Source organism: Streptomyces zaomyceticus (genome assembly GCF_014656215.1).
GTDB lineage: Bacteria > Actinomycetota > Actinomycetes > Streptomycetales > Streptomycetaceae > Streptomyces > Streptomyces zaomyceticus.
Genome location: NZ_BNBZ01000009.1, coordinates 1 through 21178, shown reverse-complemented (window position 1 = coordinate 21178; position 21178 = coordinate 1). Strand labels below are relative to the sequence as shown.

The 21178-nt window shown below is 70.6% G+C and carries 21 protein-coding genes; 7 read left to right on the top strand and 14 right to left on the bottom strand.

Annotation, left to right across the window (positions count from 1 at the left end; genetic code table 11):
* Window positions 1-48: 48 nt before the first annotated feature.
* The 7 genes from pyrE to IE311_RS14240 all read right to left on the bottom strand — a co-directional run bounded on the left by pyrE (window position 49) and on the right by IE311_RS14240 (window position 5759).
* Window positions 49-588 (bottom strand): orotate phosphoribosyltransferase, encoded by a 540-nt coding sequence (gene pyrE, locus IE311_RS14270; RefSeq protein WP_189832040.1) that lies wholly within the window; start codon window positions 586-588, stop codon window positions 49-51.
* Window positions 589-598: 10 nt separating this feature from the next.
* A complete protein-coding gene (locus tag IE311_RS14265) occupies window positions 599-1384 on the bottom strand; it encodes an aldose epimerase family protein (RefSeq protein ID WP_189832214.1) in 786 nt (261 codons plus the stop codon).
* Window positions 1385-1537: 153 nt separating this feature from the next.
* The gene (locus IE311_RS14260; RefSeq protein ID WP_189832039.1) at window positions 1538-2458 is read right to left on the bottom strand and encodes an SRPBCC family protein; all 921 of its coding nucleotides are present in this window, start codon (window positions 2456-2458) and stop codon (window positions 1538-1540) included.
* Window positions 2459-2616: 158 nt separating this feature from the next.
* Window positions 2617-4293 (bottom strand): polyamine aminopropyltransferase, encoded by a 1677-nt coding sequence (locus IE311_RS14255; protein WP_189832038.1) that lies wholly within the window; start codon window positions 4291-4293, stop codon window positions 2617-2619.
* Between the two features lie 75 nt (window positions 4294-4368).
* The gene (locus IE311_RS14250; RefSeq protein ID WP_189832037.1) at window positions 4369-4887 is read right to left on the bottom strand and encodes a DUF2617 family protein; all 519 of its coding nucleotides are present in this window, start codon (window positions 4885-4887) and stop codon (window positions 4369-4371) included.
* A gap of 295 nt (window positions 4888-5182) precedes the next feature.
* Window positions 5183-5440, bottom strand: a complete 258-nt coding sequence (locus IE311_RS14245; RefSeq protein ID WP_189832036.1) for a hypothetical protein — start codon at window positions 5438-5440, stop codon at window positions 5183-5185.
* A gap of 52 nt (window positions 5441-5492) precedes the next feature.
* Window positions 5493-5759: a hypothetical protein gene (locus tag IE311_RS14240; protein ID WP_189832035.1), complete on the bottom strand. Its 267-nt coding sequence runs from the start codon at window positions 5757-5759 to the stop codon at window positions 5493-5495.
* A gap of 133 nt (window positions 5760-5892) precedes the next feature.
* Between IE311_RS14240 and IE311_RS14235 the strand changes: the two genes are divergently transcribed.
* A complete protein-coding gene (locus IE311_RS14235; RefSeq protein WP_189832034.1) occupies window positions 5893-7071 on the top strand; it encodes a pyridoxal phosphate-dependent aminotransferase in 1179 nt (392 codons plus the stop codon).
* Window positions 7072-7179: 108 nt separating this feature from the next.
* On the opposite strand, the gene IE311_RS14230 is transcribed toward IE311_RS14235, so the two are convergent.
* Entirely contained in the window at window positions 7180-7716 is a 537-nt protein-coding gene (locus IE311_RS14230; RefSeq protein ID WP_189832033.1) for a YbjN domain-containing protein, read from the bottom strand.
* A gap of 107 nt (window positions 7717-7823) precedes the next feature.
* Between IE311_RS14230 and IE311_RS14225 the strand changes: the two genes are divergently transcribed.
* The gene (locus IE311_RS14225) at window positions 7824-8276 is read left to right on the top strand and encodes a hypothetical protein (protein ID WP_189832032.1); all 453 of its coding nucleotides are present in this window, start codon (window positions 7824-7826) and stop codon (window positions 8274-8276) included.
* Window position 8277: 1 nt separating this feature from the next.
* On the opposite strand, the gene clpB is transcribed toward IE311_RS14225, so the two are convergent.
* Window positions 8278-10869, bottom strand: a complete 2592-nt coding sequence (clpB, locus tag IE311_RS14220) for an ATP-dependent chaperone ClpB (protein WP_189832031.1) — start codon at window positions 10867-10869, stop codon at window positions 8278-8280.
* A 122-nt stretch (window positions 10870-10991) separates the two neighbouring features.
* On the opposite strand from clpB, the gene IE311_RS14215 reads away from it, so the two are divergent.
* Entirely contained in the window at window positions 10992-11396 is a 405-nt protein-coding gene (locus IE311_RS14215) for a pyridoxamine 5'-phosphate oxidase family protein (protein ID WP_189832030.1), read from the top strand.
* A gap of 201 nt (window positions 11397-11597) precedes the next feature.
* Here IE311_RS14215 and IE311_RS14210 read toward each other — a convergent pair whose 3' ends face one another.
* Window positions 11598-11918, bottom strand: a complete 321-nt coding sequence (locus tag IE311_RS14210) for a Rieske (2Fe-2S) protein (RefSeq protein ID WP_030323603.1) — start codon at window positions 11916-11918, stop codon at window positions 11598-11600.
* Window positions 11919-12285: 367 nt separating this feature from the next.
* On the opposite strand from IE311_RS14210, the gene IE311_RS14205 reads away from it, so the two are divergent.
* Window positions 12286-13290 carry a helix-turn-helix transcriptional regulator gene (locus IE311_RS14205; RefSeq protein WP_189832029.1) on the top strand — a complete coding sequence of 335 codons (1005 nt, stop codon included), beginning with the start codon at window positions 12286-12288 and terminating at the stop codon, window positions 13288-13290.
* 28 nt (window positions 13291-13318) lie between these two features.
* Window positions 13319-13792 carry a hypothetical protein gene (locus IE311_RS14200; protein ID WP_189832028.1) on the top strand — a complete coding sequence of 158 codons (474 nt, stop codon included), beginning with the start codon at window positions 13319-13321 and terminating at the stop codon, window positions 13790-13792.
* Between the two features lie 72 nt (window positions 13793-13864).
* On the opposite strand, the gene IE311_RS14195 is transcribed toward IE311_RS14200, so the two are convergent.
* The 4 genes from IE311_RS14195 to dnaK are packed head-to-tail and all read right to left on the bottom strand — an operon-like array spanning window position 13865 to window position 18019.
* Entirely contained in the window at window positions 13865-14308 is a 444-nt protein-coding gene (locus IE311_RS14195; protein WP_073908257.1) for a heat shock protein transcriptional repressor HspR, read from the bottom strand.
* 4 nt (window positions 14309-14312) lie between these two features.
* Window positions 14313-15494 (bottom strand): molecular chaperone DnaJ, encoded by a 1182-nt coding sequence (gene dnaJ / locus IE311_RS14190; RefSeq protein ID WP_189832027.1) that lies wholly within the window; start codon window positions 15492-15494, stop codon window positions 14313-14315.
* A 39-nt stretch (window positions 15495-15533) separates the two neighbouring features.
* Window positions 15534-16178: a nucleotide exchange factor GrpE gene (gene grpE / locus IE311_RS14185; RefSeq protein WP_189832026.1), complete on the bottom strand. Its 645-nt coding sequence runs from the start codon at window positions 16176-16178 to the stop codon at window positions 15534-15536.
* The gene (dnaK, locus tag IE311_RS14180; protein WP_189832025.1) at window positions 16178-18019 is read right to left on the bottom strand and encodes a molecular chaperone DnaK; all 1842 of its coding nucleotides are present in this window, start codon (window positions 18017-18019) and stop codon (window positions 16178-16180) included. The genes grpE and dnaK overlap by 1 nt, the downstream gene beginning before the upstream one ends.
* Before the next feature lie 254 nt (window positions 18020-18273).
* Between dnaK and IE311_RS14175 the strand changes: the two genes are divergently transcribed.
* Together IE311_RS14175 and IE311_RS14170 are read left to right on the top strand one after the other, a co-directional pair.
* Complete coding sequence (locus IE311_RS14175; protein WP_189832024.1) at window positions 18274-18762, top strand: sugar transferase; 489 nt, start codon at window positions 18274-18276, stop codon at window positions 18760-18762.
* 107 nt (window positions 18763-18869) lie between these two features.
* On the top strand, window positions 18870-21131 hold the full coding sequence (locus IE311_RS14170) for a (Fe-S)-binding protein (RefSeq protein ID WP_189832023.1): 2262 nt from the start codon (window positions 18870-18872) through the stop codon (window positions 21129-21131).
* The last annotated feature ends 47 nt before the right edge of the window (window positions 21132-21178 follow it).

Below are 21178 nucleotides of genomic sequence, written 5' to 3'. Positions count from 1 at the left end.
GGACCGTTCTCGACGAGGTCCGGGACCTAAGTCACGACTTCGCGGCGGTTACGCCAGCTCGAGATCGGCCAGCCGGTAGCCGGTGAGGTACGTCAGGCCCGCCCCCGCGATGGCCTCGGCGGCGCCCCGGTCGACGATCGTGGCCACGGCCACGACCTCGCCGCCGGCCTCACGGACGGCCTCGACGGCGGTCAGCGGCGAGCCACCCGTGGTCGAGGTGTCCTCGACCACCAGGCAGCGACGGCCCTTGACGTCCGCGCCCTCGATACGACGCTGCATGCCGTGCGCCTTCTGGGCCTTCCGTACGACGAAGGCGTCGAGGCGCTGCCCGCGCGCGGCGGAGGCGTGCAGCATCGAGGTCGCGACCGGGTCGGCGCCCAGGGTCAGACCGCCGACGCAGTCGAAGTCCAGGTCGGCCGTGAGGTCGAGCATGACCTGACCCACCATCGGCGCGGCCTCGCCGTCCAGCGTGATCCGGCGCAGGTCGATGTAGTAGTCGGCTTCCAGACCCGAGGAGAGGGTCACCTTGCCGTGTACCACGGCCTTGTCCTTGATCTGCTGGAGCAGCTCAGCGCGTACGTCAGTCATGCTGAGCAGCTTAGAGCCGCCGCCACGTCCAGGTGCTCTCGACCTCCAGCGGGTCGATCGGGGTCACCAGACGCGGGTGGGTGTTGAGACCGTTCGGCGGGCCGGACTGCGGCTCGACGCAGACGGCGTCCTCGGGCTCGTCGTAGATCACGACCCAGGGAGCGCGGCTCGCGACCTTCAGCTCCAGCTCCTCCGGCCAGGTGAGGGTGACGTCGACGCCGTCGGGCATGCCGAAGCAGTCGTCCCAGGGGCCGGGGGTGGGGTCGATCCGGCGGCCGGTGGGGAGATGGTTCTCCCCGCGCTCCTCCTGCCAGGCGGGGGTGAAGTCGAGCCGCACGTCCTGACCGCCCCGGCCGAGGTTGCGCAGGAACCAGGGGTGCCAGCCGGCCTGGGCCGGGAAGGAGTCGTCGTAGGTCTCGATCCCGAAGCGCAGGGTCAGGGAGTCCTCGGCCAGCTCGAAGACCTGGGTGACCGTGCCCTTGTACGGCCAGGGATCGCCGAGCTCACAGGTGAGGACGGCCTCGGTCGCGGAGGTCCTGGCGGTCTTCCAGGGGAGGTCGCGGACGGTGCCGTGGATGGCGTGCGGGGGCGCGTTGACCGGGAGCTGATGGGTGGTCGCCCCGTTGCGGAAGCGGCCGTTCTCGGTCCGCCCGCACCAGGGCACCATCGGGAAGCTCCCGAAGCGTTCGCCCTGGCGCAGCACCTCGGTGCCGCCGATGCGCAGGCTCTCGATCCGGCAGCCGTTCTCGGGGCTGATGGTCAACTCGGCGTCGCCCGCCGTCAGTCGCGTCTGCATGCTCACGCCCCGACCCTAATCGTGCGGGACCCCGAACGTGAGCGACCCTTTCCGGGCATGTTCCGGGGCGCTTCCCGGCGCGGGCCGGGCGGGGCTTCGCGGGCCGGGCGGGGCCTTCCGGACATCCCCCAGGCCGTGTCTTCCCGAGACGGCCTAGCGGCGGCGACGCAGCGCCCGGCCGACGACGACCGCGGAGGCGAGGGCGAGGGCCGCGGCCGGCGCGATCCAGCGCAGGGTGGCCCCGGCGCTGGACGCCTCGGGGGCGGGGACGGGGGCGTACCGGCCGCGCGGCGGGGCGTGGTCGACCTCCTCGGCGCTCCGCCCGATCATGGTCCGCCGGGCGTGGGCGGCCTCGGCGGCGGGCTGCGGGGCGGGGAACTCGATGGGGGTGCCGGGGAAGTCCTCGTCCACGAGGGGGTCGAGGGAGGGCGGCGGGACCGGCGCCTCGAAGACGGAGCTCCGGCGGGGTTCCTCGACCCCGTCGTCGACCCCGTCGTCGTCGGTGTCGTCGGTGTCGTCGGTGTCGTCGGCGGTGTCGCCCTGTCCGTCGGTCTCGACGGCGGCCGCCCCTTCGGACGACTCCGCCTTCGCGTCCGGCTCCGGCGCCCCGTCCGGCGCCGACCGCGGCTGCGGCTCCGACTCCGGCTGTTCGGCGAGGGCGGCCAGCGTCTCCACGAACTTGTCGAGCAGCCGGGAAGCCGCCGTGGACCGCGCCTCGTCCGTCGCCTCGGCGAGCCGGCCGGCCGCCGTCAGACCGCCGGTGAAGCTCAGGCTGGTGCCCTCGGCCACCGGAGTGAGGACGACGGTGAGCGACAGCTCCGCCGAGCCCTTCCCCCGGGCCTCGGTGCCCTGGCCCTCGTAGGTGATGGCACCGTCCCGCTCGACGACCTTCAGGGCGCCCCGGTAGGTGATGGTGTTGCCGCCGACCCGGACCTTGAGCCGGCCCGTGAGAGGGCCCGCCTCCGCGTCGGCATCCCGCTGGAGGCCGGGTACGCAGCGCGCCACCCGGGCAGGGTCCGTGAGCGTCGCGCGCAGAACCTCGGCCGGGACCGGAACGAACACCTCATGCTCCATGGAAGCCGAGCCTACTCAGGCCGGGGCGCGCCGTCGCCTGTTTGGCGCGGCGGCGGACGCCCGCGCCCCTCGGTGGTCGCGGAGCGGAGGGCCCGCGCGCCCGGTGCTCACGGAGGGGCGGACGCCCGCGCGCCCCGGCGGACAGGGAGAGAAGACCCTCAGCCGCCGTACCTCGGGTGCACCAGCGTCGAGGGGGGCGGCGCCGCGGCACCCCGGCCGCGTTCGGCCCGCCGCGCCGCGGCCTCCAGGGTGTTCTCGCCGAGCGAGCGCAGCCGGGGCGCGTCGGGGGCGAGACCGAGGGCGGGCGGGCGGCTGCCGGGGACGGCGAGGAGGAATCCCCAGTCGCCGGGCCCCCGGTCCGTACCGCTGGTGCGGTCGGCGCGGTCGGGTCCCGCGGAGAAGCCGGGGGTACGGCCGCTCGCGCTGTACGGGCGGGTGGCGAAGCCGGCGGCGCGCAGGGTGGCGTCCACGGTCCAGTAGGTGCGGGGCCGGTCGGCGACGGACCCGGCGTGCACGGCGAACCGTCCCGAGGGGGTGAGGACCTGGGCCACCAGGCCGTAGAACTCCTCCGAGTACAGCTTGGTGCTGGGGGTGATTCCGGGGTCGGGCAGATCGGAGATCACCACGTCGTACCGTTCCTGCACACGATCGGTGGCGCCCCGGAGCCAGTGGAAGGCGTCCGCGTGGACCACCCGGACGCGCCGGTCCCGGAACGCCTGCGCGTTGAGCGTGGCGAGCGCCGGGTCCGTACGGGCGAGGCGGACGACCCCCGGGTCGAGCTCGACGACGGTGAGGGAGCGGACCCCGGGGTAGCGCAGCGCCTCGCGGGCGGCCATGCCGTCCCCGCCGCCGACGATCAGCACGTCCGCGTGCGCACCGTTCATCGCGGGGTGGACGAGCGCCTCGTGGTAGCGGTACTCGTCCTGTCCCGCGACCCGCAGCCGCCCGTCGAGGAACAGGTCCGGCGGGCCCTCGCGGCCCCCGGTCACCACCACTTCCTGGAGCTCGGTGTGGACGGCGACTCTGACCCGCTCGCCGTACACGGCGCGGCGCGCGGCCTGTTCGAAGTCGTCGACGAGCACGGTCGCCGTGGCGAGGACGGCCAGGACCGACAGGTTCACGGCGACGAGCAGGGCCCGGGAGCGGGCCGTCAGGTCACGGCGGAACACCCAGAGGACGAGGCCGCCGCCCGCCACGGCGTTGACCGCGCCGGTGACGAGGGCGCCGGTGAGCTGGCCGAGCCAGGGCAGCAGCAGAAAGGGAAAGGCGAGGCCGCCGACCAGTGCGCCGACGTAGTCGGCGGCGAAGAGGTCGGCGACCGTCCCGGCGGCGTCGTCCTCCTCCCCGTGAGGGGCCTTGCGCCCGGTGCGCCCAGGACGGCCGTCCCGCTGTATCAGCGACATCAGGAGGGGGATCTCGGCGCCGATGAGCACCCCGATGGCGAGCGAGAACGCCACGAGCACGTACCGCGATTCGCCGAGCCAGGCGAAGGCCGCGTACAGCACCATCGCCGAGCAGCCGCCGACCAGCGCGAGCCCGGCCTCGACGAGGCCGAAGCCGACGGCGGCGCGGCAGCGCAGCCGCTTGGCGAGGAGCGAGCCCACTCCCATGGCGAAGACCATCACGGAGAGCACGACGGAGGCCTGGGTGACCGAGTCGCCGATCAGGTAGGAGGCGAGCGCGACCAGTTCGAGTTCGTAGACCAGTCCGCAGGCGGCGCAGACGAAGACCACCGCGAGGACCGGGAACCGCACCGTCTCGCGCGGCGGCTCGGGCCGCCGCGCGGGCGCCCGTCTCACCCGCTCGGGCGGCATGGTCACGGTCGGCTCCATCATGACCGTAACGCTACGTCACTACCTGAATGCCCTTTGTCACCCACACGAGTGCATCTGGGGCTCCGGGAGGGCGTATCAGAGCGTTGCGGGCATACGTGCGCCGATACGGGTCCTGGTCACCACCAACTGCCCTTCCTGCGGGTAGGCGTGCCAGGTGCGCCAGCGCACCTGGCCCTCGTGGCGCTGCGCCAGCATCGCCGTGAAGGCGTGCGGGGAGCCGGGGAAGGTCCCCGCGAGTCCGTTGGGGTGGTCGGCGACGAGTGCGAGCAGCTCCTGCGCGCGGCCCGCGAAGGAGCCGTGCGAGAGCGTCTCGACGCGCGCCGCGAATTCGTACTCCCATTCGCCGAAGCGCTTGGAGACGCCGAGCGGGAGCGGAGTGCTGCTGCCGGGCATACAGGCGACGGTCTCCGAGCAGCTGCGGCCCTCCTCTTCCAGAAGCACCTGGTGGGAGGCGCCGAGCAGTCTCAACTGAAGTCTGGCTCCGGCGAGTTCGAGGTCGAGTACGGCGAGCGCGGGCAACGGCTCACGCCCGAGCGCCCAGGCCAGATCGGCCGCACGCGTGTCGGTGTACGAGGTTTTCAGGGTGGTGAGCATGGGTCGGCTCCGCAAACACGGTTTGACGGGTGGGCCGGGGGCGCCCCGGAGAAGGGTTCAACGGCAGTGGGGAATCGCCGGCTCGGGTCCACACACGGTCCGAGGGCTGTCTCTGTCAGGAGCGAGAGAACCACGGACCCCGGGCGACTCGCAGCGTTTTTACCCAACTTGCTGTGTTTTCCAACCCCTTCGGGGACCCCACAGTTCACTTGTTCAATCGGATTCGGCCGACAGGTCCGTGCCCCTTGCCCACGTCACGTGCCAGGCGACGTGGGCCCTACCGGAAGGTGGCCGCTCAGCTGCCTCCGCCGCAGCCGCCGCCCCCGCCCCCGCCGCAGGAGGAGCCGGAGCCTCCGCCGCAGGAGCTGGACGAGCTGCCGCAGCCAGCGCCCCCGCCGCCGTCCGCCCAGGTGATGCCGCCGCCGCTGCCGGACGCGGCCGAACGCCCGCCGCGCCGCCGCGACCGCCGGGTGCCACCCCCGAGCCTGCCCTTGATCGTGACGAACACCGCCACGACGACCAGAAGACCCATGAGGCCGAAGAAGATTCCCATCAGTAATTCCCCCGTTCTGTTGTGCGAGAAAGATGCCCTGGGTGGCATCCCGTCAAAGCCGACTTGAGCAACTCCAGAGCTTGGCTCCGGAGCCCTTTCCGTTCCTGGTTCTCAGCTGCACGAGGAGGAGCTGGAGCAGCTCGACGAGGAGCAGGACGAGCTCGAACACGAGGAGCTGGAGCAGGAGGAGCTGGACGAGGAGGAGGACGACGAGCAGGAGGAGGTGGACGAGGAGGAGGACGAGGAGGTCGATCCCGTCGGGCCGGCCCACCAGCTGTCCCCGCCGCCGGAGCCGCGCCGGCTGTCCCTCAGCCCCCATCCGATGATCGCCACCCCGATCGCGATCACGAGCGCGATCCCGCAGAGGAAGAGTGTGATGCTCATGCCATGGCGATCCCCCGCCCGGCCACGCGCCAAAGCGCACTTGAGGAACTCCAGAGCTTCGCCGCAGGATGGCCGTCATGACACGACCGCTGCTCAATCGCCGGCTCGCCGAATTCGGTACGACGATCTTCGCCGAGATGTCCGCGCTCGCCGCCAGGACCGGTTCGATCAACCTCGGTCAGGGCTTTCCCGACACCGACGGCCCCGAGGAGATCCGGGAGGCCGCGGTCCGCGCCCTGCGGGACGGCCGGGGCAACCAGTACCCGCCGGGCCCCGGCGTCCCCGAGCTGCGGTCGGCGATCGCCGACCACCAGCGGCAGCGCTACGGCCTCGCGTACGACCCGGACACCGAGGTGCTCGTCACCGCGGGCGCCACCGAGGCGATCGCGGCGGCACTGCTCGCCCTGGTCGAGCCGGGCGACGAGGTGATCGCCCTGGAGCCGTACTACGACTCGTACGCCGCCTGTGTCGCGATGGCCGGCGGGACCAGGGTCCCCGTCACCCTCCGCCCCCACGAGGGCGGCTACGTCCTCGACCTCGACGAGCTGCGGGCCGCCGTCACCGACCGGACCCGGCTGATCCTCCTCAACACCCCGCACAACCCGACCGGCACCGTCCTCACCCGGGCCGAGCTGACCGCCGTCGCCGAGCTAGCGATCGAGCGGGACCTGCTCGTCGTCACCGACGAGGTCTACGAGCACCTGGTCTTCGACGGGACCGAGCACCTGCCGATCGCGAGCCTCCCCGGGATGCGGGAGCGCACGGTGACCATCGGTTCGGCCGGCAAGACGTTCTCGTTCACCGGCTGGAAGGTCGGCTGGATCACCGCGAGCCCCGGGCTGACCGCCGCGGTCCGCTCGGCCAAGCAGTTCCTCACCTACGTCTCCTCCGGGCCGTTCCAGTACGCGATCGCCGAGGCGCTCCGCCTCCCGGCCGCGTACTTCGACGGACTCCGCGCCGACCTGGAGGCCAAGCGGGACCTGCTGAGCGACGGCCTCGCGCAGGCGGGCTTCGCGGTCTACCGCCCCGCGGGCACCTACTTCGTGACCACGGACATCCGCCCGCTCGGCGCCGAGGACGGCTTCGCCTTCTGCCGCTCGCTGCCGGAGCGCGCCGGCGTCGTCGCCATCCCCAACGCCGTCTTCTACGACGACCGCGAGGCCGGCGCCCCCTTCGTCCGCTTCGCCTTCTGCAAGAAGACCGAGGTCCTGGAAGAGGCCGTCTCCCGGCTCAAGCGGCTGGCCTGAGGCACCCCTCCGTGACCCGGCGCGGTCACGAGGAGAGCCCGGCCGGGGCCGCGATCCTGATGATCACGGCCCGGCCGGGCTCTCGTACCGCTCTGCTACGGGAAGGGCCTAGGCCTCTTCGTCACCCGCGGCCTTGTCCTCCGGGGACTCCAGGCCGAACTGCTCCACGACCCACTTGTCGAACTCGATGGAGGCGCGGACCCAGCTGACCGTGGAGGACACGAAGTGCTCCAGGGCGACGCCGGTGCCGATCAGCATCTGGGCCTCACCGATGAGGCGGAGGGTGGCGGAGCCGTCCTCCTCCTCGTGCAGGTGCGTGTAGACCTTGGGCCACAGGGTGCGGCGGTTCCAGTCGTCGATCGCGTCGAGGATCTTGGCGCGGTCGTCGGCGGAGTGCGGACGGTCGTAGAACGTCCGCACCGAGAAGACCTGCTGCTCGCCCTCGCCGCGGAACATGAAGTACGTGCGGAATTCCTCCCACGGCGCCGCGAGGTCACCCTCGTCGTCGACGACGTACTTCAGCTCCATCTGCTCGAGGAGCTGCTTGACGAGGTCCTGGTCGGGGACGACGGGGCCCGCCGGTCCTGCGGCCTGAGGCTGGGGCTGGCCCCCGAAATTCGGAATCGAGGACGGGTCGATGCTCACCGTGTATTTCCCTTCGTACGGATGCTCGCCATCCTCCCCCATCGCGGGCCGTTCGTGGCAAGTCCCACCTCCCGCGATCCGCTGCGGGCTGACAAGATCTGGTCCTCATGGGGGAGAAAACGGCGGAGAAGGCCGGGCCGGTGAAGCCGCGGGCGTGGACCTGGGTGTGGGTCTCGGCGGTGGTGACCGTGTTCTGCGGCGGGCCGGTGGCCCTGCTGGCCTGGGGTGCGATGGCCTGGAGCGAGATCGGTGAGTCGCAGCAGGTCGACTGCTCCGAGGTGATGACCTTCGCCCGGGGAAGCCTCCCGATGAGCGCGGAGGACGCCCACTGCACGGCGGCCCACTGGCAGGACACCGTGGCCGACGCGGAGTTCCGGATGCCACGCTCCGAGGTCGGGGGGTGGCTGGAAGCGACCTACCCGGCCGGGGAGCCCGCGTTCTCCTGCGAGCAGGACCGGTGCCTGGACGTGTCGTTCGACGAGATGCTCTTCGTGAACCTGCGGATCACGTACGAGGACGGCGGCACCGCCCTCGTACGTGTCCGGGCCTTCGACACCTGAGCTACCGCGCCGGCCCCACGATCAGGCCGTCCTCGAAGCGGTCCACCCGGACCGTGTCGCCGTCGCGGACCTCGCCCGCGAGGATCTCCCTGGCCAGCCGGTCGCCGATCGCCGTCTGGATCAGACGGCGCAGCGGCCGGGCGCCGTACGCGGGGTCGTTGCCCTCCTCGGCGAGCCACTCCAGGGCCTCCGGGGTGATGTCCAGGGTGAGCCGGCGCTCGGCGAGCCGCTGGGCGAGCCGGTCGATCTGGAGGCTCGCGATCCGGCCCAGCTCGGCCCGGTCGAGGGCGGAGAAGACGACCAGGTCGTCGAGCCGGTTGAGGAACTCCGGCTTGAAGCTCGCCCTGACGACGTCCATGACCTGCTGCTTCTTGACGTCCGCCGAGGTCAGCGGGTCGACGAGGTACTGGCTGCCGAGGTTCGAGGTGAGGATCAGGATGGTGTTGCGGAAGTCCACCGTCCGCCCCTGCCCGTCGGTGAGCCGGCCGTCGTCCAGGACCTGGAGCAGGACGTCGAAGACCTCCGGGTGCGCCTTCTCCACCTCGTCGAGGAGGACCACGCTGTACGGGCGGCGGCGGACCGCCTCGGTGAGCTGTCCGCCCTCCTCGTAGCCGACGTAGCCGGGAGGCGCGCCGACCAGGCGGGAGACGCTGTGCTTCTCGCCGTACTCCGACATGTCGATGCGGACCATGGCCCGCTCGTCGTCGAAGAGGAAGTCGGCGAGCGCCTTCGCCAGCTCCGTCTTGCCGACGCCCGTGGGGCCGAGGAAGAGGAAGGAGCCGGTGGGCCGGTCGGGGTCGGCGATGCCCGCGCGGGTGCGGCGCACGGCGTCGGAGACGGCCCGGACGGCCTCGGTCTGGCCGATCAGCCGTCGGCCGAGCTCGTCCTCCATGCGCAGCAGCTTCTGCGTCTCGCCCTCCAGGAGGCGGCCGGCGGGGATGCCGGTCCAGGCGCCGACGACGTCCGCGATGTCGTCGGGGCCGACCTCGTCCTTGACCATGCTGTCCTTGGCCGACTCCTGCTGGGCCTCGGCCTCGCTCGCCTCCTCCAGCTCCCGCTCCAGGGCCGGGATCTCGCCGTAGAGCAGCTTGGAGGCGGTGTCGAAGTCGCCGTCGCGCTGGGCGCGCTCGGCGCGGCCGCGGGTCTCGTCGAGGCGCTCCTTCAGCTCGCCGACCCGGTTGAGGGACTGCTTCTCCTTCTCCCAGCGGGCGGTGAGGCCGCGCAGCTCCTCCTCGCGGTCGGCGAGGTCGCGCCGGAGCTTCTCCAGCCGCTGCTTGCTCGCCGCGTCCGTCTCGTTCTTGAGGGCGAGCTCCTCCATGCGGAGCCGGTCCACGGAGCGCTGGAGCTCGTCGATCTCGACGGGCGAGGAGTCGATCTCCATACGGAGCCGGGAGGCGGCCTCGTCGACGAGGTCGATGGCCTTGTCGGGCAGGAAGCGGGAGGTGATGTACCGGTCGGAGAGGGTCGCGGCGGCCACCAGCGCGGAGTCGTTGATCTGCACCTTGTGGTGGGCCTCGTACCGGCCCTTGAGGCCGCGGAGGATCGCGATGGTGTCCTCGACGGTCGGCTCGGCGACCAGGACCTGCTGGAAGCGGCGCTCCAGGGCGGGGTCCTTCTCGATCCGCTCGCGGTACTCGTCGAGGGTGGTCGCGCCGACCATCCGGAGCTCGCCGCGGGCCAGCATGGGCTTGAGCATGTTGCCCGCGTCCATGGCGGAGTCGCCGCCGGCGCCCGCGCCGACGACCGTGTGCAGCTCGTCGATGAAGGTGATGATCTGGCCGTCGCTCGCCTTGATCTCGGCGAGGACGGTCTTCAGGCGCTCCTCGAACTCGCCGCGGTACTTCGCTCCGGCGACCATCGCGCCGAGGTCGAGCGAGACCAGCCGCTTGTTCCTGAGCGACTCGGGTACGTCGCCCTTCACGATCCGCTGGGCGAGGCCCTCGACGACGGCGGTCTTGCCGACACCGGGCTCACCGATGAGGACCGGGTTGTTCTTGGTGCGGCGGGACAGCACCTGCACGACGCGGCGGATCTCGTGGTCGCGGCCGATGACCGGGTCCAGCTTGCCCTCGCGCGCGGCGGCCGTGAAGTCCGTGCCGAACTTCTCCAGCGCCTTGTACTGCCCCTCCGGGTCGGGTGTGGTCACCCGGCGTCCTCCCCTGCTCTTCTCGAAGGCGTCGAGCAGCTTCGATGCGCTCGCGCCCTGCCCGTCGAGGATCTCACCGGCCGGGCCGCCCTTGGCCGCGATCCCGACGAGGAGGTGCTCGGTGGACAGATAGTCGTCGCCGAGCTCCTTGGCCCGCCGGTCGGCGTCGGCGACGACCGCGAGGAAGTCGCGGGTGGGCTGCGGGGGCGCGACCGTGGACCCGGTGACGCTCGGCAGGGCGGCGAGCAGCCGCTCGGCGCCGGAGCGCACGACCGCCTGGTCGGCCTCGACGGCGGCGAGCAGATCGGTGATGTTCTCGTTGTCCTGACCGGTGAGCAGCGCCAGCAGAAGGTGGGCGGGGGTCAGGTCGGCGTGCCCCTCGGACACGGCGCGGCTGCTCGCCGCGTTGATGGCGTCCCGGCTCCGGTTGGTCAGTTCGGCGTCCACGTGCGGTGCTCCTCCTGGGTTGCTTCGGGTCCTCTCCCTTTATGACTCCTCCAGGGTACACAAAGTTGAGTCGATCCCGCTCAAGGTATCGAGGAGAGTCCCGCCCCGGGTAGTTTCCGTGCATGGCGACCGACCCGAAGAACCCTTCCGACTCGTACCTCGGCTTCTGGCGCGAGTACCACATGTGCACCCTGACCACCCCGCGCCCGGACGGCACCCCGCACGTCGTGGCGGTGGGCGTCACGTACGACCCCGAGAACGGCCGCGCGCGGGTCATCACCAACAAGCACAGCCGGAAGGTCGCCAATGTCCTGGCGGCGGGCGCGGAGGGCGCCAGGGTCGCGGTCTGCCAGGTCGACAAGGGGCGCTGGGCCACCCTGGAGGGCGTCGCGCACATCCGCACCGAGGCGGAGGTCGTCGCGGACGCGGTCGGGCGCTACGCGGACCGCTACGGGCGCACGCCGGCGCCGAACCCGGACCGGGTCGTCATCGAGATCGCCCTCACGCGCGCGATGGGCCGCGCCTGACCCGTACGGGAGAGGCCGCGCCCGGTCCCGTACGGGAAAGGGCGCACCCGCCGCCCGTACGGAACACGTACCGGACACACGAAGGCGCCCGCGCGGGGAAACGCGCGGGCGCAGCACAGCGACGCCATCGCGTTTCAGGTCCGCGATGGCGTCGCTGTGTGGGGGAAGTGCTTGAGCGATCTACAACGACGGGGGAATCGCTCAGGCACTGCGGGGGGTGGCGGTGATGGTCTCGGGTTCGATCAGCTGGTGGTCCCGCTGGTCGAGGTTGACGAAGATCATGCCGTACCGGATGGCACAGCGGATGGGCTGTGGGGCGCCGCGGGGACGGCGGAGGCAGCGGTAGGCGCGGACGTCCTCGTCCTGCTCCCGTGCCACCACGATCGGCTCTCCGAAGAGAGTGATCTTCAACGCGTCGCCACGGTGGGGGATGGCCGTGGCGAGGTCGACGAAATGCCATCCGGATCGGTAGGCCGAAGCCATCTCCCGGCGGAACCTGGGGTCGTCCGGCGGCACGGTCACGCGCCCGCGCCCTTGGGAGCGATTTCCCAGGAGGGCTCGTAGGGAGACGCGAGCACCACATCCGCGGGAGTGGACTCCCACGAAGGCTCACCCGGCCCCGCCCACAGGGAGTGCGCCGGAGCGAACTCCCACGAGGGCTCGCCCGGCCCTGCCACGGAATGCGCCGGGGTGCTCTCCCACGAGGGCTCGCCGACGGCGAGTGCGCCGAGAGCAGCCGCCGCAACGGCTATGGCGCTAAGTGCACGAACCATCCTGGTCATGGCCGATCTCCACCTCTTTTGATCACTACCTCCCCCCCGCGAGTAAGACGATGGCTCACTCCCGACCCTTTCCACCAGCCAAGCCGGGCATCATGTTCCTGTAATTCATGACCCTGAGGGGGGTGCAAATGAGGCGAGAATGCGACGAGTCCGGCCATAAGCACAGTCACGGTGAACTATGCGACGTGGGCAAGGAGCTCTATGCGAGTGCCCTCCGCACCGGCCGAATAGCTCGCGCCGACGCCGAAGCCGCCCCCTGCCTGAGGGAACTCTCCCTCCTGCACCCGGACCCGGACGACAGCGAGTGCCTGCGCCCCGTGCCGCCCTCGATCGCCCTCAACCAGCTCGTGCACCCCATCGAGCAGGAGATACAGGTCCGCCGCCAGCACGCGATAGCCCTGGCGGACGCGTTCGAGCCGTTCATGGCCATCCACACGCAGGACCCGTCCGGCGCCCAGGCGATCACGGTCCTCGAAGGCCTCAGCGCCATCAACGCCGCGCTGGACCGGGTCATCAACGAGTGCACCGTGGAGCTCCTCACCATCCAGCCGGGCAGCGGACGCAGACCCGAGACCCTCGAAGCCGCCCTGCGCCGCATGGAACCGCTCCTCGACCGCGGTGTCCGGATGCGCACGCTCTACCAGCACACGGCCCGGCACCATCCGGCCACCCTCGCCTACGTCGAACGCGTCGCCCCCTACGGGCTCGACCTGCGCACCCTCGAAGAGATCGTCGACCGACTGATCATCGTCGACCGCAAGGTCGCCTTCGTGCCCGCGCGCAGCGACCGCCAGGTCGCCCTGGAACTCCGCCACGAAGGGCTCGTCCAGTACCTCGTCGGCGTCTTCGACCAGTTCTGGCTGCACGGCGTTCCCTGGGAGGAGGAGATCCCCTACAGCCCCTCCGTGGACGGCATCGGCGGCGTCCAGCGCTCCATCGCCAAACTCCTCGTCGAGGGCCACGTCGACGAGGCCATCGCCCGGCGCCTCGGCATGAACGTGCGGACCTGCCGCGCCCACATCGCCAAGCTCGCCGCGACCCTCGGCAGCGGGAGCCGTGCCCAGCTCGGCTACCTGATCGCGCAGTCGGGCATTCTCGAGGGAGACAACTGACCAGCGTCGAACGGGACAAGCGACCACCGTGTACGTACAGATCGACCTCGACGGGCCCGCCGGGACCCTCCGAGTCTCCGGGTACGAGCTGCCCACCGTGGAGCTCGTACGAGCCCCGGGAACCCGACCCGACACCCACACGCCGATAGGGACCCGCAAGGCCGCCCTGCTCGCGCTCACCGTCGACGGGGAGCCCGCCACCGTCAAGCCCGCCCGTGCGCGCCTGCTGCGCCGCTCCTACCGGGTGGACGTCCGCGTGGACGGGATCCGCTACCGCCTCGTGCCCTCCTCGCACGTGGACAGCCGGCTCACCCGGAACGGGCGGACCCTCGGCACCCTGGAGTCCGCGGGGGACGGCCGGGTGGACGCCGACTGGGACCCGGCCGCCGACCCGACCCCGCTCGACCGGGCCCTCGGCACCGCCCTCGCCGCCGCGTTCGGCACCGGCGCCGCGCCGTGGTGGGAGACCCTCGGCGACATCGCGGCCGAACTCATCCCCTGACTCCGGACACGGCGAAGCCCCCTCCACACCGTGGAGGGGGCTTCTGCGGTCCGGGGACGGGACGTCCGGGGACTACTCGCCGCGCTTGGGGCGCCAGACCACCAGCGCGCTCGCCTGCTGCACGTCCGTGTAGGGCACCAGATCGCGCCGGTACGAGGCGTGCACCTGGGCCTCGCGCTGCCGCATCGCCGCCGCCGCGCCGTCGACGGCCGCCGACAGCTCCGCGATCCGGCTCTGCAACGCCGCGACCTGGTTCTCCAGTTCGATGATGCGCTTGATCCCGGCCAGGTTGATGCCCTCGTCCTGCGACAGCTGCTGCACCTGACGGAGCAGCTCGATGTCACGGGCCGAGTAGCGCCGGCCACGACCCGCCGTGCGGTCCGGGGAGACCAGGCCGAGACGGTCGTACTGACGGAGGGTCTGCGGATGCAGACCGGAGAGCTGGGCCGCCACCGAGATGACGTACACCGGCGACTCGTCGGTCAGTTCGTACGGATTGCGTCGGCGCCCGTCCACCGGGTCACGCTCCCTTCGCGGCCTGGAACAGCTCCGCCCGCGGGTCCTCGGAGGCGGTCGCCTCGCGGTAGGTCTCCAGGGCGTCACGTGCCTTGTCGTCCAGCTCCTTCGGCACCGCGACCTCGACCGTCACGAGGAGGTCGCCGCGGGTGCCGTCCTTGCGGACCGCGCCCTTGCCCCGGGCGCGCATGGTCCGGCCGTTCGGAGTGCCCGCGGGCAGCTTGAGGGTGACCGCGGGGCCGCCGAGGGTCGGCACCTTGATCTCGCCGCCGAGCGCCGCCTCCGTGAAGGAGACCGGCACGGTGACGGTGAGGTTGTCGTCCTTGCGGCCGAAGACCGGGTGGGTGTCGACGTGCACCACGACGTACAGATCGCCGTGCTGCCCGCCGCGCTCGCCCGGTGCTCCCTTGCCGCGCAGCCGGATCTTCTGGTTGTCGCTCACACCCGCCGGGATGCGGACCTGCATCGTGCGGGAGGACTTGGCGCGGCCGCTGCCCTTGCAGACCTCGCAGGGGTTCTCGGCGATGAGGCCGCGGCCCTTGCAGTCCACGCACGGGTCGGTGAGCGAGAAGCCGCCGCCGCTGCCGCGCGAGACCTGCCCGGTGCCGACGCAGGTCGGGCACACCCGGGGGGTGCCGTTCTTGTCGCCGGTGCCCGAACACGCCGTGCACGGCTGCTGGCTGGACATCCGCAGCGGTACGGTCGCGCCCTCGATGGCCTCGGTGAAGCTGAGCGTGACCTCGGACTCGATGTCCTGACCGCGCCGCGGCTGGGTACGGGTGCCCGCGCCGGCGCCGCGGTTGAACAGGCCGCCGAACACATCACCGATGCCGCCACCGCCGCCGCCGAAGCCGCCGGCCCCGCCGCCGCCCTGGGCGCCTCCGAAGAGGTCGCCCAGGTCGAAGTTGAACGAGCCGCCCCCGGGACCGCCGGCCCGGAAGCCGCCGTTCCCGAAGAGGGCGCGGGCCTCGTCGTACTCCTTGCGCTTCTTGGGGTCGCCGAGGATGTCGTTGGCCTCGGAGATCTCCTTGAAGCGCTCCTCGGCCTTGGTGTCACCCTTGTTGGCGTCCGGGTGGTTCTCGCGGGCGAGCTTCCGGTACGCCTTCTTGATCTCGGCCTCGGTGGCGTCCTTGGGGACGCCGAGAACCTTGTAGTAGTCCTTCTCGACGAAGTCCTTCGTGCTCATCGACGTCCCTCCTTCCGGACAGCTCCGGTGATCTTCGCGCTACCCCTCTTCGGGGGCACCGCTCTCCTCGTCAGCGGACGACTTGGTGTCGTCCTTGGCCGGGGCCGCGCCCGGCTGGGGCTCGGCGACGGCCACGCGGGCGGGCCGGATGGTCCGCTCGCCGATCCGGTACCCCGGCTGCAGGATCGCCACGCAGGTCGTCTCGGTGACGTCCGGCGCGTACGAGTGCATCAGGGCCTCGTGGATCGTCGGGTCGAAGGGCTCGCCCTCCTTGCCGAACTGCTGCAGACCCATCTTGGCGACGATGGTCTCCGTCGATTCGGCGACCGACTTGAACCCGCCCACGAGCTCGCCGTGGTCCCGGGCCCTGCCGATGTCGTCGAGCACGGGAAGGAGCTCGGTCAGGAGGCTCGCGACGGCGATCTCCTTGACCGTGACCCGGTCCCGCTCCACGCGGCGGCGGTAGTTCTGGTACTCGGCCTGGAGCCGCTGGAGGTCCGCGGTGCGCTCTTCGAGCGCCTTGCGGGCCTGGTCCAGCCGCGCCAGCAGGGCTACGTCCGTAGCGTCCCCGGCCGGGGCCGCCCCCTCCGCCTTGTCGGCGGAGGCAGCGGCTTCGGTCTCCTCGGGCGTGCCGTCGGCGGGGACGTCGGGCTTCTCCTCGAAGCCCGGGGTCTCCTCCGTCATCAGGCAGCGCCGCCCTTCGGCTTGTCCTCGTCGACGATCTCGGCGTCGACGACGTCGTCGTCGGCCTGGGCCTGCTGGCCACCGGCGTCGCCCGCGGCCTGCGCGCCCTGGGCGTCGGCGTACAGCGCCTGGCCGAGCTTCTGGGAGACGGCCGCGACCTTCTCGGTGGCGGTGCGGATCTCCGCGGTGTCCTCGCCCTTGAGCTTCTCCTTCAGCTCGGCGAGCGAGGCCTCGACCTCGGCCTTGACGTCACCGGGGACCTTGTCCTCGTTGTCCTTGAGGAACTTCTCCGTCTGGTAGACGAGCTGCTCGCCCTGGTTGCGGGACTCGGCGGCCTCGCGGCGACGGTGGTCCTCGTCCGCGTACTGCTCGGCCTCCTGGCGCATGCGGTCGACCTCGTCCTTCGGCAGCGAGGAGCCGCCGGTGACGGTCATCTTCTGCTCCTTGCCCGTGCCGAGGTCCTTCGCGGTCACGTGCATGATGCCGTTGGCGTCGATGTCGAAGGCGACCTCGATCTGCGGGACACCACGCGGGGCCGGCGGCAGACCGGTCAGCTCGAACATACCGAGCTTCTTGTTGTACGCCGCGATCTCGCGCTCGCCCTGGTAGACCTGGATCTGCACGGACGGCTGGTTGTCCTCGGCCGTCGTGAAGATCTCGGACCGCTTGGTCGGGATCGTGGTGTTGCGCTCGATGAGCTTGGTCATGATGCCGCCCTTGGTCTCGATACCGAGGGACAGCGGGGTCACGTCGAGGAGCAGGACGTCCTTGACCTCACCCTTGAGGACACCGGCCTGGAGCGCGGCGCCGATGGCGACGACCTCGTCCGGGTTGACGCCCTTGTTGGCGTCCTGACCGCCGGTCAGCTCCTTGACGAGCTCGGCGACGGCCGGCATACGGGTCGAACCACCGACGAGAACGACGTGGTCGATCTCGGAGAGGTTGATGCCCGCGTCCTTGATGACGTTGTGGAACGGCACCTTGCAGCGGTCGAGCAGGTCCGAGGTCAGCTGCTGGAACTGGGCTCGGGTGAGCTTCTCGTCCAGGTGCAGCGGGCCCTCGGCGGAGGCCGTGATGTACGGCAGGTTGATCGAGGTCTCGGTCGAGGAGGACAGCTCGATCTTCGCCTTCTCCGCGGCCTCGCGGAGACGCTGGAGAGCCATCTTGTCCTTGGCCAGGTCCACGCCGTGGCCGTTCTGGAACTGCGTCACCAGGTAGTCGACGACACGCTGGTCCCAGTCGTCACCACCGAGGTGGTTGTCACCGTTGGTGGCCTTCACCTCGACGACGCCGTCGCCGATCTCCAGGAGGGACACGTCGAAGGTGCCGCCACCGAGGTCGAAGACGAGGATCGTCTGGTCGTCCTTGTCGAGGCCGTACGCCAGGGCGGCCGCGGTCGGCTCGTTGACGATGCGCAGGACGTTGAGGCCCGCGATCTCACCGGCCTCCTTGGTGGCCTGACGCTCGGAGTCGTTGAAGTACGCCGGGACGGTGATGACCGCGTCGACGACCTTCTCGCCCAGGTAGGCCTCGGCGTCGCGCTTCAGCTTCTGCAGGATGAAGGCGCTCATCTGCTGCGGGTTGAAGTTCTTGCCGTCGATCTCGATCTTCCAGTCGGTGCCCATGTGGCGCTTGACCGACCGGATGGTCCTGTCGACGTTGGTGACGGCCTGACGCTTGGCCACCTCGCCGACGAGCACCTCGCCGTTCTTCGCGAAGGCGACGACGGACGGCGTGGTCCTGGCGCCCTCGGCGTTGGTGATGACGGTGGGCTCGCCGCCTTCCAGAACGCTGACGACGGAGTTAGTCGTGCCCAGGTCGATGCCGACCGCACGTGCCATTTCAATTCCTCCAGCTGACGTACTTGAGTGGATCTGACTCAAGGATGCATGACGACGCGGACTGCGTCAACAGACCTGAGTGGAGGGGGCTCAACTCTTCACCCCTTATCTCACTCATACGGAGCCGGGCGCGCGTCGATCCCGGACCGGGCGGGGTGCCGCGTGAGAGAGTCCGATTGCCCCATGCCGGGCAAACCAGCCATATCCCACGAATATCCCATGATTCTCGTTCGCCGCTCGGAAGGGTGTGGGGAATGACGGCCAAGCGCACGTTCGACGTCGTGGGCGGGCTCGCCCTCCTGGTCGCGCTGTCCCCCTTCCTCGCGGCCGTCGCCCTCTCGGTCGCGCTCGGCGGAGCCACCCCCGGCCGGGGCGTGCTGCGCCGCCGCACGGTGGCCGGTCTCGGGGGGCGGCCCTTCACCATGCTGACCTTCCGCACGAGGAGCCCGCTGGCCGCGCTGCCCCTTCTGCTGCACGTCGTCGGGGGCCGGATGTCGCTGGTCGGGCCGTGCCCGCTGACGCCCGGCCACCGCGAGTGCGCGGGCGAGGGGCGCCGCCGGCTCTCCGTACGACCCGGACTGACCGGCCCCTGGCAGATCAGCGGACGCTCGGACCTGCCGTGGGAGGAGCGCGAGCTGCTCGACCTCCACTATGTGGACCACCACTGGCTGGGGATGGATCTCGCGATCCTGGCGCGTACGCTTCCAGCAGTCCGCAGACGTCGCGCGGCAAGGTTTGCCTGAGCGACACAGATCACCGCGAGCGCCGCTACAGCACGGGGCCCCGAACGGGTAATCTCAGCACGGACTCCATAAGTTACCGCTTAGTAGGCCCGCCCGAGGAGCCCCTCATGCAACTCGCCGCGATCATCGTGTCGATCGCCATCACGGTGGTGGCCGTCGCGCTGTTCGGCCGTGCAACCGTGCAGATCTACCGGTTCGTGCGCCTCGGGCAGCCCGTGCCCGCCGGCACCCGCACCGGCGATCCCACCCAGCGCACGGTCACCCTGGTCAAGGAATTCCTCGGCCACACCCGGATGAACCGCTGGGGCATCGTCGGCTTCGCGCACTGGTTCGTCGCGGTGGGCTTCTTCTCGCTGCTCCTGACGATCGTCAACGCCTTCGGCCAGCTCTTCCAGGCCGACTGGCTGATCCCGATCATCGGCGACTGGCTGCCGTACGAGATCTTCACCGAGTTCCTCGGCCTGATGACGGTCCTCGGCATCGTGACCCTCATCGTGATCCGGCAGCTCAGCAAGCCGACCAGGGCGGGCCGCAAGTCCCGCTTCGCCGGCTCCAAGACGGGCCAGGCCTACTTCGTCGAGGCCGTCATCCTGATCGTCGGCCTCTGCATCATGACGCTGCGAGCCCTCGAGGGCGTCCAGCACCACGTGACGAGCTGGGAGCCGGGCTTCTTCGCCTCGTACCCGCTGATCGCGCTGCTCGACGGCCTGGACCTGAGCACGATCCAGTACCTCACCTACTTCTTCGCGTGCCTCAAGATCGTCACGTCCTTCACCTGGATGATCACGGTCTCGCTGAACACCAACATGGGTGTCGCCTGGCACCGCTTCCTCGGCTTCCCGAACATCTGGTTCAAGCGGAACGCCGACGGCTCCACCGCCCTCGGCGCGCTCCAGCCGATGACGACGGCCGGCAAGGAGATCGACTGGGAGGACCCGGCCGAGGACGCCGTCTTCGGTGTCTCCCAGGTCGAGCAGTTCTCCTGGAAGGGCATCCTCGACTTCTCGACCTGCACCGAGTGCGGTCGCTGCCAGTCGCAGTGCCCCGCCTGGAACACCGGCAAGCCGCTCTCCCCGAAGCTCCTCATCATGTCGCTGCGCGACCACGCGCACGCCAAGGCCCCGTACCTGCTCGCCGGCGGCGGCAAGGACATGGAGGGCAACGAGAAGGCGACCGAGGAGCAGCTGAAGGACGTCCCCGCCTCGGCGATCGCCGAGGCCGAGCGCCCGCTCATCGGCACCGCCGAGGAGAACGGCGTCATCGACCCCGACGTCCTGTGGTCCTGCACCACCTGCGGCGCCTGCGTCGAGCAGTGCCCGGTCGACATCGAGCACATCGACCACATCGTCGACATGCGCCGCTACCAGGTGATGATCGAGTCCGCGTTCCCGTCCGAGGCGGGCACGATGCTCAAGAACCTGGAGAAGAAGGGCAACCCCTGGGGCCTGGCGAAGAAGCAGCGCGTCGAGTGGACCAAGGAGGTCGACTTCGAGGTCCCGATCGTCGGGAAGGACGTCGAGGACCTCTCGGAGTTCGACTACCTGTACTGGGTCGGCTGCGCCGGCGCCCTGGAGGACCGGGCCAAGAAGACCACCAAGGCCTTCGCCGAGCTGCTGAACATCGCGGGCGTCAAGTTCGCGATCATGGGCGGCGACGAGAAGTGCACCGGTGACTCCCCCCGCCGCCTGGGCAACGAGCCGCTGTTCCAGCAGCTCGCCCAGGAGAACGTCGCGATGCTGAACATGGCGTTCGGCGAGGACGACGAGGACGAGTCGACGAAGAAGCCGAAGTCGGCGAAGCGGATCGTCTCGACCTGCCCGCACTGCTTCAACACCATCGCCAACGAGTACCCGCAGCTCGGCGGCGAGTACGAGGTCATCCACCACACCCAGCTGCTCCAGCACCTCATCGACGAGGGCAAGCTGGTCCCGGTGACCCCGGTCGACGGCCTCATCACCTACCACGACCCGTGCTACCTGGGCCGTCACAACAAGGTCTACACGCCGCCGCGCGAGATCATGTCCGCCGTCCCCGGCCTGCGCCAGCAGGAGATGCACCGCCACAAGGAGCGCGGCTTCTGCTGCGGCGCCGGTGGTGCCCGGATGTGGATGGAGGAGCGGATCGGCAAGCGCATCAACAACGAGCGCGTCGAGGAGGCCCTGTCCCTCAACCCGGACATCGTCTCCACCGCCTGCCCGTTCTGCCTCGTCATGCTGACCGACTCGGTCAACGGCAAGAAGAACGAGGGCAAGGCCAAGGAGTCCGTCACGGTCGTGGACGTGGCCCAGCTGCTCCTCGAGTCGGTGAAGACCCCGGTGGACCCGGAGCCGGAACCGGCGGAGGAGCCGGAGCCGGAGCCGGCGAAGTAGGACCCGGTACATGACGAAGAGGGCCGCCCCGCGAGATCGCGGGGCGG